Consider the following 13,730-nt stretch of genomic DNA (forward strand, 5'->3'; position numbering starts at 1 on the left):
ATTGCATAGTTAGCTTAAACAAATGTTTTTATATGTTTCGTTACACAGAGTTTTAAATATAGAGTCAGGCAGCGGTAAATAGCAGTCATAAGCAATTTTTGCATGTTCTCGTGCTTTATCGATATTATTAAGTTCCTTATAACAAAGAGCAATAAATATATCTTTGGTATAATAAATAGCTTGGTCAACAGGATGGTTAATATGTTTAGGTATATAAATTGTTCTTAAAATGTCGAGTGCTTCTTTATATACTTTTACATAGTACATCGCTTTTCCCTTTTGAAGCATATTCCAATTATCACCGCTTCCTTTTTGAGTGTTTTCGTCAAAAGTTAAATATTGATCAATGATAGGCATTGCTTGATGGTATTCTCCCTTTACATGCAGTAAGTATTCCACATAAATTACATCACAGAGTTCTTCAAAAATTTTATCTTCTACAAATTCACCATATTGCTTTAGTTTTTTTAAGTAGTAATGAAATTTTTCTTCATCTCCCACTAGCAAGGCAACCACTGTAGCAAGCTTATAGATATCGTCTATTTTGTAGTAGAGTTTTTCTTTTCTCGAGTATTCCAATGCGCTTTCCACTGCTTCTGAAGTTGCTTTTATGTCTCCGATTGCTGAATATAAGGCAGCGATATGATAATCCATAGTGACTTTAGTCATAGGATCTATCTTTATATGAGTTGTTTCAATATGATGTCGTTCTTCCAAATAACATTGTAAAGCGTCTTGATAGCGGTGTTCCAAATAAAAGTTTATTCCTCTGAAGAATGCAATGTTTGCCCGATTAGCAGTAAGATTAAGCGAATCATAAATTAATGCTGCTTTATCACAATATAATGCCCATTCCTTTTTATTCAGACAAAATAGACTGCGGCTATAAATTTCCAATAAGCGAGCTGATTCATAGCTTTCATTCAAATTAGAGATATAGGGCTCAATTAAGGCGGTCAGTTTGGAGCATTGTTCTATGGTTTCCTCAGAGTGTTTAAAATAAATACGAAATTCTTCATGTATCTTTTCTGCTTCCTCTAATACTTTTCTTAATTCAACAATACTTACCTTTTCTAATAACTCTGATATATCAACGCCTAGTCTTCCCGCAATATATTCCAAACTCTCCATAGAAGGGCGCGCTTTATTATTCTCAATTTGACTAAGCATGCCTTTGGTTAATCTATCGCCAGCTAATGCCTCAAGGGTCATTTTTTTTTGTTTTCGTAATGTGCGAATGCGTTCGCCTAACATAATCGTACAACTCCTTCTTTCGATAGTTTAATTATATTAAACTTTTCCTTGAAAGGAAAGTTTTGGTGTGATATGATTTGTTTAATTTAATTAAACTTTTAAAGGAAGGACGATGTTTTGGTGAAAGAATATTCGTTAGAAAAGAGGGCCACCTACCATTTATGGACATTCGTCAGTAGTAAATTAATTGCCACAGCTGGGTCACAAATTTATACATTTGCAATTAGTTTATATATTTTGCATTTAACTGGCTCGTCGATGAGTTTTGCCGTAAATATGTTATGCAATATTTTGCCGCGGACAGTTGTAGCACCTTTTGCTGGGTCTATTATTGATAGGTATCCTCGTAAACATATTGCGATTACAGCGCAGACAGCCTCTACCGTATCTATTGGTGGATTGCTGCTTTATAGTGTAACGATGGGATTATCTCTACCTGCTATTTATACAACATCTTGTATTTTATCTATAACCTCGATGTTTGCGAGCAATGCTTTTACTTCTTCTTTAACAGGATTAGTGGATGAAAGCCGCATTCAAAAAGCGTCTTCCATGAATCAAATTGCTGTTTCTATTGCGCAAATTGCCAGTCCTGCTATCGGTGGAATATTATTCGGTCTTGTCTCCATGTCTGTTTTTTTAACTATTTTTCTGATTGCCTCGTTGATTGCTGTTGTACTTGATTCCACAATGAATTTTACATTGTTTGAAAAGGAAAAAGAAAAGGCAGAACAACAGGAAACGGTTTGGAGGAGTTTGAAGGCAGGATTAGTTTATGTTAAGAATCAACCGCTATTAGTAGCTATGATTAGTATTAGTCTTATCGTCAATTTTATTTTTACTGCTTTTAATATTGGTTTTCCTTATGTAGTGAATACAAAACTCCATATGCCATCTGTCCAATTTGGAATGGTGGAAGGTGCTTTTGCGGTTGGTACTTTATTGCTTTCTATTTATCTTTCATTAGGAAAGGAATTTAAACAACCCTTCCAAGTAAGTAAATTGGGAATTATAGCGCTAGGAATATTAATGGCAGCTGCAGCTATTCCAATCTTCATTCCGATGTCGGCAGCCTCTATATTTATCTTTTACTTAATGCTAATGTTTTTGTTTGGATCTGTTAATATACTGGTTAATATCCCAATGATGGTATTAATGCAAAAGAAGATTGCGAATGAATATAAAGGAAGGGTTTTTACTATATTAGAGACATTTGCAATGGGAATGATGCCGGTAGGAACACTTATCTTTGGTGTGTTATATGATTATGTTCCTGCGCAATGGATTCTCTTAATAGCTGGTGCCTTATTGATTATATCAGTATTCATCCTTGCAAGGCCATCTGTGATGGAAAAGGCAGCAGAATCAGGGGATACAGTTCCGGTAACCAAACATAGAGCAACTTCTGTATAATAATGAAGCAAATTTCTACAGTTTCCGTACTCAAAATATCTGGGATGAACCATGGTTTTCCGGAGCAGATAAAAAAGCTGCATCTAAAAATCAAAATCTTTATTCTAAAACTCTCCTTCCGTAATAGGAGAGTTTTTTCTATTGATAAATATAAGATTAATAGGAGATAACGAATATTCTAGTTATAATAAAGAGGAAAGCTGATTATATTAGATTAGTTAAATGAACTTTAAGTAAAAGCAGAGGTAATGTTCTTATGGATAAAAAGGTAAAAGATAAAAAAAAGGAGGAATATCGATCGGCAGAGGATAAAGCTGCTCGTTACTTCGAATCCCTTCAAAAGCAGTTAGTGGATAAGGCTTATGTGTCGCGCTTAACGAACGACTTTCAAACATGGAAAATAAACCATATTCATTCTCCATCCATCCTTAGCTATTTTTCCCGAAAAAAAAGAAAACCACGAGTAAAAGGATATCGCCCTTATATAGAGTGGTTAAACTATGCAGGCAAACTAGATAACTATTTGCATAGAAGTGTTTCCTATCTATATATGCGCGACTTAGGAAAGACGCTTTCTTCTCCTTTCACACAAGAAAGAGTTAATGAAGTAGTTGGAAAGGTGAAAAATTATTTATTAAAGAAAGAAACAAAGGAAGATAATATTAGTGTCTCCCGTATATACAAATTAGCTAAAAAAGATGCTGTTGAACATACAATGATTTGGGTTATGGAAAAACTGAAACGAGTGACTTCACATATTCCTGCTGGGATGAGCGTAGAGCATGCCCAGCGAAAAATCTTGAAGATTTTTGCAGGGGTCTTGATGCACGAATTAGAAGAAAGAAGAACCATGGACCTTTCAGACGAAGAGCGCCAGCTGAGACTAGAAAAAGCTATTAAACTAGGCTTCTATTATGGATTGACCTATCCTTTAATTGATGATTTACTTGATGCCCATATTTTATCACCGGAAGAGGAAGAACGTTATTCTGCTCTAATCCGAAGCGCCTTAGAAACAGGGATAGTCCCACATTTTGGTGTGTGGCATGGAGAAAATAAAGAGCTTATTTCCTTCATTCATAAGGAGTTAAAAGAAGCATTTGAATATATGAAAAAACAGCATGATAATCAAACATGGGAGCTATTTTTAAATCAATCCTATATCTTTTTTCATTCACAAGAGGTCGACAGAAAAAAGAAATTAACTGTTAGCACATACTCTAATGAAGAAATATATATCCCAGTAATCCTTAAATCTTCTGCTTCGCGACAGATTGTTCGCTCGTTGATGAATGCACCAGAGGATGAAGGGTATAATCAAAGAACATTTTATTATGGAATTTATAATCAGCTGGCCGATGATTTAGCCGATATGTTTGAGGATAAAAGGGATGGGGCTGTAACGCCTTATACGTATTATCTGACTTATTATCAAACGAGAAAGGACTTACTTAATCCTTTTGAAATGTATTGGACCGTCATTTCCTATTTGATTCACGATGTCTACCATTCAGATTCAAAAACCCAAGAAGTCTTATTAGACCGTGCAGTTAACGGATTAAAACGACTAAAGGAAAAATTGGGAAATGAGAAATATGATGATTTAATGGGAATTCTCACAAAAGATTTTCCCGTCTTTAATCGATTATTACAGCAGATGGTGGAAAAATCAGATGATGTCGACTTTTTCGATAAGTTATTACGTGATCATATGATTAGTATTTTAAAGGAAAATCACAGAGAACAAGAAGCGTTTTCTGAAATGATTCAATCAACCCGGGTATCTATCGATAATATGCTGCCAATTACAGAAAATGCACAATTGAAAAAAGATATCGTGACAGACGCAGCAAATTATAGTCTTACTGGAAATGGAAAAAGATTACGACCGGTTATTACTAGTTTTATTGGGGAAAAAGAATGGGGATTAGATAATACCCAAATTGCCCCCCTATTACGATCAGTGGAATATATGCACACAGCTTCTCTAATATTTGACGATTTGCCATCGCAGGATAATGCCGCAATAAGGAGAGGACGACCAACGCTGCATGAAGTGTATGATACTGCAACAGCAGAATTAACTGGATTATTTCTGACACAAAAGGCAATAGAAGAACAAGCTAATTTACGTGATTTTGATGAATCCAGGGTATTACAGCTGATTCAATATACAACGAAAGCCACCGCTGATATGTGTAAAGGCCAGATAATGGATTTAGAATCACGCGAAAAACAACTATCTCTTCAAGAACTGAATACTCTATGTTTTTATAAGACGGGCCTTGGATTTGAAGCAGCACTTGTTATGCCAGCCATTTTAGCAGGAGTTCCAGAAAAGGTTAAGGATTTGCTGAAGAAATATGCTTATCATGCTGGAATTGCATTTCAAATAAAGGATGATTTACTCGATGAAGAGGGAAGTAAAGAAATATTAGGAAAAGAGTCTGGAATGGACAAAGACAATAATACATCCACTTTTGTAAGTGTGCTAGGTGTAGAAGGTGCCAAAAAGGAAATGTGGGAGCATTATTGCATAGCGTTAGATGTAGTCGATGCTATACCGAAGAAGACTAATTTTTTAAGGTACTTAGTAGATTATATGGTTAATCGAAATCGGTAATAATAAATAGATATAGATTGTTTAAAGGAGAATAATGTGATGAAAATTACCTTTTTAGGAAAATATGGAGGTTATCCTGGGAAAGAAAGTCCGACCTCTTCCTTCTTATTGGAGTCCGCTGGATTTCATTTATTGGTTGATTGTGGGAGCGGCGTGCTAGCAAAGGTGCAATCCTATGTGGATTTAAAAGATTTAGATGCGTGCATTCTTTCCCATTATCATCATGATCATATCGCAGATATAGGCGTGCTGCAATATGCTATGTTAGTGGAATCTATACTTGGAAATCGCGCAGCAGCTTTCCCAATTTATGGACATAAACAGGATAGCAAGTTTGAGGAATTAACTAACAATATTTATACAGAAGGGCGAGAAATTTCTGTAGGAAAAACATCTAATATTGGACCGTTTACTATTTCTTTTTGTGAAACGATTCATCCTGCCTACTGTTTGGCAATGAAGATCCAAGCAAATGGCAAAACCATTCTTTACACAGCAGATACAGAGTGGAAGGATGAGTTAGTTGTTTTTGCGGAAAATGCGGATCTCTTAATAAGTGAAGCAAGTATATATAAAGAACAGTTCGGCTTGGTAAAAGGACATTTAACTGGTGAAGAAGCTGGGAAGTTGGCGGAACTTGCCGGTGTAAAGCAGCTTTTATTAACCCATCTTCCCCATTATGGAGAACAGGAAAAACTGGTGGAAGAAGCAAAAGAAATTTATAGTGGTTCCGTTCAGTTGGTCTATCCAGGTATGGAAATAGATTTTAAATAGCAGTAAAAAAAGTGTTGGTTTCATTTAATTGAAATCAACACTTTTTTTGCACGGATAAATCATTTTGACAAATTCATATTCTCCACCATTAGTATACTGAAGAAATGTAGCTGCCTCTTTAAAGCCGGCTTTTTTGTATACTTTTATGGCTCGATCATTAAAGACAGCAACAGCCAAGGTGATAAAAGCTGGCGAAAAGCGTTCCTTTATATAATCGATCCCAGTGGCTAAAAAGGTATAGCCAAGTCCTTGTCCTGTTAAGTCTGGCCTTAAACCAAGACCAATATCAATTGTGTCGTTTTCTTCATGATGAATACTAAAAAAGCCAGTGAGTCGATTGTTTTCTGTAACAGCATAAACAGAGTCAGCTCTTTTTTCCCTATCAAGAAAATCTGTTAAATCCTCTTCATCCGCTTCCATATTATAAAACGCATACTTTCCATCATAATGCCAGTTAAAAGCAATTTCCTCTGCTTGCTCTTGGGTAATAAGTTGAAATGAATACATAAAAACCTCTCTTTTTTTTAAATCATAACATATAGAAATATTTTGATAAATGAGAAATTACTCTTCTCTCGTCTAGTTGAACAGGCTATACTTAAGAAAATAAGAAGGGGGCATCAGACAAATGGAAAAAGAAAATCAAATTCTATTTCATATAGAAGAAACAACTATATTAGAAGTACAAAAGGCACTGGATTCGGGTCAAATTACTTCATGGGAGCTAACAAAACAATATATAGAACGAATCAAGACATTTGATTCGACGTTATGCTCCATTAGAGAAATTAATCCAGATGCATTAGCAATTGCTGCTGAACTGGATAAAAAAAGACAAGAAATGGATCAAATTGGCCCCCTTTACGGTATTCCAGTCATCATTAAGGATAATATTGATACACAGGATGCGATGGCCACAACGGCTGGCTCGATTGCCTTAGCAAATAATTTTGCCAAAGAGGATGCCTTTATTGTAAAAAAGCTGCGCGAAGCAGGAGCGATTATTATTGGCAAGGCAAATTTATCCGAATTTGCCAATTTCATTACGGAATTAAATATGCCAAATGGTTATAGCTCATTAGGCGGCCAGGTAATGAATCCGTATGGGCCAGGAGTATGGGATGTTGGTGGTTCAAGCTCTGGCACTGGAGCAAGCATTGCTGCCAATTTTGCTGTGGTAGGAATAGGGACAGAAACATCTGGTTCGATTCTTAGTCCTGCTAGCAATAATTCCCTTGTTGGTATTAAACCAACGTTAGGTCTCATTAGCCGGACCGGAATTATTCCGCTGGCGCATAGCCAGGATACGGCAGGGCCGATGACTAGAACGGTTCAAGATGCCGCTATCTTACTGGGAATAATGGCAGGAGTGGATGAAAGAGACGAGGTGACATTAACAAGTATTGGTCAGCCTAGGGATTATACTGCATTTTTAAAAGCAGATGGTCTGAAAGGAAAAAGAATTGGAGTTGATCGTTCCTTCTTACCGGAAGAGGAAGAAGAAGTTGCATTATTTAATAAAGGCTTAGAAGAATTAACGCAGCAAGGTGCTATTTTAATAGATATGACGATCCACCGTGAAAAATTTGACTCCATTGTTCTTTATCATGAGTTTAAATATGGGATAGATAATTACCTGCGTAAATGTGCAGAAGAAGTTCCTGTCCATTCATTAAAGGAAGTAATTGAGTTTAATAAAAATCATTTAGATGTTGTAAAATATGGCCAGACTATTTTGGAATACTGTGAAACGTTAAATGGAGATTTAGCAGACCCTACCTATAAGGAACATCGGGATAAAGATATTCGATTATCCGCTTTGGAGGGCATAGATGCAGCGATAGAAAAATATGAATTAGATGGTTTAGTATTCGCGAAATATGTAGGCTGTGAGCTGCCAGCAAAAGCAGGCTATCCATCAATTACTGTACCAGCTGGTTATACCCCGAAAGGGAAGCCGATGGGATTAACCTTCACTGGAGTAGCTTATAGTGAACCGAGTCTGATTGAAATGGCCTATAGCTACGAACAAGCAACAAAGCATCGTGTCCCGCCAGCTTTAGCATGGAAAGGGCTGAAATAAGATAAATAGAGAAAGGGATGCCATTAAACTCCGTCTATTCACTCTTTTGAGAATTCCTTATTAAAAATCAAAGTAGAAGAAACAGGTTTTCACTAAAAAGCTATATTAAACTAGCCTTCTTCATCTTATTCATTAGTTAAGCTCCATTCAGGCATAAGCTAACTGGCAGGATAATATATTAATAGAAAGGGTTATTGTTTACTAGCTATCTAAATAGTTTGTCCTAGATTGATTTACGTATATAAGCTATAATAAAAACAAAAAGAAAGCTCTTACATTTAAATCGTATAACCAAAAAGAAGAACGGCTGTTAGTAGAAGATGAGTACTAACAAACGGTTAACAAAATAAGAGGATTTCATGTTTTTAAGGAGGAAAAGCAATTGACTTTATCACGTGTACTAGTTGGTATTTTTAAAAGTTTTGAAGAAACAAAGGAACAGCCTAAGGTTCCTGAATTGAAGACTCGTTATTATAAAAAAAGCCGGGATCGCTTAATGGAAACGATTAAGAATGTAGTCGAAAGAAAACTGACAAATTGGGATCTGAAAAAAGTAGATATGGAGAGAGGAGAAATCGTACTCAGCAAAGGCTCAAGCTTAATGATTGTGACTGTTTACAAATTAGCAGGAATGCAATCAGCTGTGGATGTTTATTGCTCAAAGGAAGGGACTTTGGGTGATTTCGGCTCAAGCTATAAACATATTCAACATTTTTTTAAAGCACTTCATACAGAGATACAGCCAGAAAAAGGGTAAATGTCAATAATACTACATTCATTTGGAATGGAAGTGGATAAAAAGTGAAAATATTAATTACCGGGGCAAATCGAGGCTTGGGAATTCATCTAACTAAAACTGCTTTGAAAAGGGGACATACTGTGCTTGCAGGAGTTCGAACGGTTCAGGAAACTTCTCCTATTAATCTTTTGAAAGAACAATATCCAGATCAACTACATACATATTACCTTGATGTTACTCAGGAAGAATCAATTATCAAAGCGGCTGAACTTGCTGCCAAGGATGTTGGAGCCATTGATGGGATTATTAATAATGCAGGAGTGTTAACAGAACGAGGGAAAAAGATCGAAGAATTAGATTTCGAGCATGTCCAATTTACGATGGACGTCAATGTATTAGGACCAATGAGAGTAATGAAGCATTTTCTTCCGCTTATACATAAAGGCGAGGACAAAGCTATTATTAATATTTCTTCCGAAGCAGGAAGTATCCAAAACGCCTATGGAGGAGATTTCCCGTACGGTATTTCCAAAGCGGCACTGAATATGTTTAGTGTTCAATTATCAAGATATGTAAAAGAAAAGAATATTACGGTATATGCTATTCATCCTGGCTGGATCAAAACGGATATGGGTGGGGAAGATGCAACAGGCTATCCAGACGATTCGGCAAAGGGGATATTAGATATTTTAGAAGGAAAAATCGTCGGAACGAGTGAATTAGGTTTTATTGATTTTAGAGGACGGGAAATGAAAATCTAAGTAATATATAGATAGTATCAGAAATGGGCGGCACGATGCAAAGCTATTTCTGATTTTTTTTTATGTATGGAAACTCTTTTAAACGAAATGATAAAAGAAAAATCCCCACTTTTTGTAGATTCCCATTATAATAGAAATATTATTTATAATATTCTGTTGATTTGTTTTGGAAGGAGAATCTGATGAACAAGGAAAAAATCGTAACAATGCAGCTTTTAAATCAAAAACATATGGAAGAACTGCTTTCTCTAGCGACTATTGTCGGCTGGGATTATGATAAGCAAGAAATCCGCACTTTACTTGCTTCGGGGACGGTCTTTGGGCATGTTAATGATAAACATACGGTGGTATCCTGTGCCGCAATTATTCCATATGGAAGCAATTTGGCATCTATCGGTATGGTTATTGTTCATCCAGATTATCGTGGAATTGGTTTAGCCAAGGAGTTATTAGTTACATGTATGAATCAGGTTTCAAAAGATTCTGCCCTTATGTTAATTGCCACGCGAGAAGGAAGACCAGTTTATAAAAAATTGGGATTTAATGATTATAGTCATGTGACGAAACTACTTGGAGAAGGGCAGCAGTGCAGACAATCGCTAAATGGTTATACGATAAGCCCATATCAGTCAAAAGATTTTAAAGAAATGCTCAAATTGGACAAAGAGGCATTTGGCTGTGAGAGAGACCTGTTTCTAAAGAATAGATTTGAGCAGGCAAAAGAAGTAATAGTGATAAAGAAAAGTAATTTGATTGTTGGCTATGCTGCTGCTGTAAAAAAGCCTGCTAATCTAGTAATAGGTCCCGTTGTTGCTCAAAATGATGAACAGGCTATGCTTCTTATACAAACAATCATCTCTAACAATAGGGGGATGATAAGAATGGACCTAGTAGAAGGGAAAAAAGAGATAATAAAAGCACTCGTAGAATTAGATTTTCAAGAAAAGGATCGTCCTCCGGTAATGGTTAAAAATAGCGAAGCGTTTCCTGAGAGAAATGGCAGTCTTTATGTAATTGCAGCCCAGGCTTATGGATAAAGGATTTAGATTTGCCAAATAAGAAAGAGGTTTTTGGATGAGTATAAAGTTAGAAGAATTATTAAAGCTCCCTTCCCTGCGTGAGGCAAAAGTAGTTGCAGGGAAAGAGGGACTAACAAAGCTAGTTTCCTCTATTTCGGTTTTAGAATATACGGATGTAGCTTCTCTGAAGGAAGATTTGTTTAATAATGATGAGTTTTATGGAAGTGAAATTGTTATTTCTGCCTTAATCATGATTAAAGATGATGTTGAGGCACAATGCAGAACAATTGAGCATTTGCATAAAGTAGGGGAAATTGGCTTAATCTTATATTATGTCGGTGTTTTTCTCCCGAAAATTGATGAGAAAGTTATCGAATTAGCAGATACACTCGGTTTTACATTAATTGTTATGCCTGAAAAGCAAATGTCTTTGCGTTATAGTGAAGTTATATATGAAGTCATTGAAGCGATTGTAAAGAATGAGATGGCTTCCCCTAGCTTTGTAAGTGAGATGGTTGAGCAAATATCTGGAGTACCACTTCCACAAAGAAATATGGACACTGTCTTAAAAATACTGGCTGACCGTACTCGTTCTTCTCTTGTATTAGCCAATAAAAATAACCAGGTGATCCATGCAGTCACATGGCCAAGAACAAGTACAATGAATATCTTTGAAACAGTTGAGCAATATAAAGAATTGTCTGTTGACCAAGTTTTGGTGAAAAGAAATGGCGACCAGCCTTTATATATATCAAAAAAAGTAATTGCCCAAGAAGGAATCCCTTTTTTAAATTTATATATTTTGAAGGAAAAGGATCCTTTAGTTCTTGATACAGCTGTTCAATTAGCAGAAGTCGTGCAAGTATTTATTAATTTATGGGGAAAACACTACGATGAAATAAGTACAGCAGAGCTAATGAAGGCGATTATGAACGATGAAAGTGTAAAGATGCGACGTCTGGCCAATATATTAAATATTGATGTCACAGCTATCCATATGATGTGGATTGTGGAAACGAACAATATGGAGGAAGAGCAACTGCTGAAGAAAGTGAAAGAATACGTCAGACAGAATTATCATGTTTCATTGGTTGATTTTTATAATGGTTTTCTTATTATCCTAGTAGATGATTCTATTATTCAAGAAGATCCCTTTCAGTCAGCAAATCGATTGTTAGCTTTGTTGGATGAAAAGGAACAGAACTTTACGATAACTATTTGTCAAAATATGAACAATACAACAGAGGTTCAGCAAGCATATACGAACTGTAATGAGTATTTACGGATAGCAAAAATTATTTATCCATATAAAAAAATATTTACCCTGCAAGAAATGAATTTTTCTTTAGAGTGTTTTCAGATTATTAATAGTGGAGAATTGGCAATTGAGAAAATATTGCAGCCTATTTCGCCTATAAGAGAACATGGCAACCAAGCAGAAGAGCTCTTAAGTACACTTACGGTATATTTATTAGAAGGTAATAATCGTTTTCAGGAAACAGCTGATATTCTTTACTTACATAAAAATACGATAAAATATCGAATTCAAAGGATAATCGAAATTCTCAAATATCCTGTTACGAAATCACCAGAAGTTTTTCAGTTATACAAAGCTGTCGCTGTTTATCGAATGTTAGCACAAATAAAAGAGCAATAGAAAAAAGAGCATTTTTGTTCAATTAAACAAAGAATGCTCTTTTTATTTTTCGGTTCAGCTAAATACATATAGTTTCGTTATCGATATAATAAGTTTTAATTAAATAAAGGAGGCGTGAAAATGAGTGACAACAGAGACGGAAATCAGGAGGCACAATCATGGCAGAGTCTAGCTTTTCTATGGACGGGCTCGATGATTTGTATACCTAGTTTATTAATAGGCGGTACACTAGTTAGTGGTATGCCTTTATGGGAAGCTGTCCTAGTCGGGTTATTAGGGTATGGAATTATTGTTGTTTTAATGATCTTTCAAGGAATACAAAGCAGTGATATACACAAGCCGACCGTTAGTGTCGCTTCGCAAGTTTTTGGAGAACAAGGCTCAAAGAAAATAATTTCGATTATATTAGCTGTTGCATGTCTGGGCTGGTTCGGAATACAAGCAAATGTGTGTGGGGCAGCATTTTCCCAATTTTTAAGCGTATATGGGATTAATCTGCCAGTACCGCTTTCTTCCCTCATATGGGGCATCATTATGCTGTTATCAGCCATTTACGGGATAAAAATACTGAATATTCTAAATTACGTTGCAGTTCCTATTTTGCTTGCAGTCTGTGTCTATGCAGTTGCGGTTTCTTTAATGGGTGACGGTGTTGCACAAATAAAAAATTATCTGCCGGCTGGATCCATGTCCTTTTTATCTGGACTTTCTATTACGATTGGTTCATTTGCGTTAGGTGCAGTTATTGCAGGGGATTATTCTCAATATGCGAAATCACGTAAAGATGTTGGCAAAGCTGCATTTATTGGGATATTGCCTTCTGGAGTCTTAATGATCACTGTTGGCGCTATATTGACCCTTACTGCTGGAACTGCTGATATTACAAGTGTATTTACAGAACTAGGACTACCTGTTTTGGGAATTATTGCTCTTATCTTAGCAACCTGGACTACGAATGCAGTAAATGCCTTTTCTGGTGGAATTGCCATTATCAATGTATTTAATATTTCAAAAGAAAAAGAACGGATAGCAGTTGCGATTGCAGGTGGTGTAGGCACACTTCTTGCTGTGGTTGGAATTTTAGATTATTTTATTCCGATTATGTCCGTGCTTTCTGCCATGATTCCTCCTGTCGCAGGGGTAATGATTGCTTCTTATTGGGTTATTCAAAAAGGGGACAAATCAAAATGGGCTAGTAAAGCAGGAATAAATTTCTTAGGAGTAATCTCTTGGCTTGTTGGGGCAGCGATTGCAGGCATTCCTGTTATCTTCTCTTTTTTTCCAAGCTTACCACAGCTACCAAATCAGCCATTGATTGGAATGGTTATTTCCTTTGTATGTTATCTAGTAGCCAGAAATATTATCGTTCAAAAACAAGTATCTATTAATCAATAATCACAACTGGAG

Annotated in this window: 11 protein-coding genes; 9 read left to right on the forward strand and 2 right to left on the reverse strand. The window is 36.0% G+C overall.

The genetic code is table 11. The features are described from left to right. Positions 1–9 precede the first annotated feature (9 nt). Positions 10–1,254, reverse strand: coding sequence for a helix-turn-helix domain-containing protein (locus tag C2I06_RS01790; RefSeq protein ID WP_095334062.1), 1,245 nt, complete (start codon positions 1,252–1,254; stop codon positions 10–12). Between the two features lie 120 nt (positions 1,255–1,374). Between C2I06_RS01790 and C2I06_RS01795 the strand changes: the two genes are divergently transcribed. From C2I06_RS01795 to C2I06_RS01805, 3 genes are all read left to right on the forward strand, one after another. Beyond that, positions 1,375–2,667, forward strand: a complete 1,293-nt coding sequence (locus C2I06_RS01795; protein ID WP_095334083.1) for an MFS transporter — start codon at positions 1,375–1,377, stop codon at positions 2,665–2,667. Between the two features lie 256 nt (positions 2,668–2,923). After that, the gene (locus C2I06_RS01800) at positions 2,924–5,290 is read left to right on the forward strand and encodes a polyprenyl synthetase family protein (RefSeq protein WP_123257354.1); all 2,367 of its coding nucleotides are present in this window, start codon (positions 2,924–2,926) and stop codon (positions 5,288–5,290) included. A gap of 39 nt (positions 5,291–5,329) precedes the next feature. Then, positions 5,330–6,064, forward strand: coding sequence for an MBL fold metallo-hydrolase (locus C2I06_RS01805; protein WP_123257355.1), 735 nt, complete (start codon positions 5,330–5,332; stop codon positions 6,062–6,064). A 24-nt stretch (positions 6,065–6,088) separates the two neighbouring features. Here C2I06_RS01805 and C2I06_RS01810 read toward each other — a convergent pair whose 3' ends face one another. Continuing rightward, positions 6,089–6,571 carry a GNAT family N-acetyltransferase gene (locus C2I06_RS01810; protein WP_123257356.1) on the reverse strand — a complete coding sequence of 161 codons (483 nt, stop codon included), beginning with the start codon at positions 6,569–6,571 and terminating at the stop codon, positions 6,089–6,091. Between the two features lie 121 nt (positions 6,572–6,692). On the opposite strand from C2I06_RS01810, the gene C2I06_RS01815 reads away from it, so the two are divergent. The 6 genes from C2I06_RS01815 to C2I06_RS01840 all read left to right on the forward strand — a co-directional run bounded on the left by C2I06_RS01815 (position 6,693) and on the right by C2I06_RS01840 (position 13,718). Continuing rightward, entirely contained in the window at positions 6,693–8,147 is a 1,455-nt protein-coding gene (locus tag C2I06_RS01815; RefSeq protein WP_123257357.1) for an amidase family protein, read from the forward strand. A 382-nt stretch (positions 8,148–8,529) separates the two neighbouring features. Next, positions 8,530–8,904 carry a hypothetical protein gene (locus C2I06_RS01820; protein ID WP_047941533.1) on the forward strand — a complete coding sequence of 125 codons (375 nt, stop codon included), beginning with the start codon at positions 8,530–8,532 and terminating at the stop codon, positions 8,902–8,904. A 44-nt stretch (positions 8,905–8,948) separates the two neighbouring features. Continuing rightward, positions 8,949–9,647 carry an SDR family oxidoreductase gene (locus tag C2I06_RS01825; protein ID WP_095334050.1) on the forward strand — a complete coding sequence of 233 codons (699 nt, stop codon included), beginning with the start codon at positions 8,949–8,951 and terminating at the stop codon, positions 9,645–9,647. A 182-nt stretch (positions 9,648–9,829) separates the two neighbouring features. Further along, positions 9,830–10,684 (forward strand): GNAT family N-acetyltransferase, encoded by an 855-nt coding sequence (locus C2I06_RS01830; protein ID WP_095334048.1) that lies wholly within the window; start codon positions 9,830–9,832, stop codon positions 10,682–10,684. A 37-nt stretch (positions 10,685–10,721) separates the two neighbouring features. Further along, positions 10,722–12,323, forward strand: a complete 1,602-nt coding sequence (locus C2I06_RS01835) for a PucR family transcriptional regulator (protein WP_095334046.1) — start codon at positions 10,722–10,724, stop codon at positions 12,321–12,323. Positions 12,324–12,443: 120 nt separating this feature from the next. Further along, positions 12,444–13,718: a cytosine permease gene (locus C2I06_RS01840; RefSeq protein ID WP_095334044.1), complete on the forward strand. Its 1,275-nt coding sequence runs from the start codon at positions 12,444–12,446 to the stop codon at positions 13,716–13,718. Positions 13,719–13,730 lie beyond the last annotated feature (12 nt).

The organism is Niallia circulans, assembly GCF_003726095.1.
GTDB classification, from domain to species: domain Bacteria; phylum Bacillota; class Bacilli; order Bacillales; family Cytobacillaceae; genus Niallia; species Niallia circulans_A.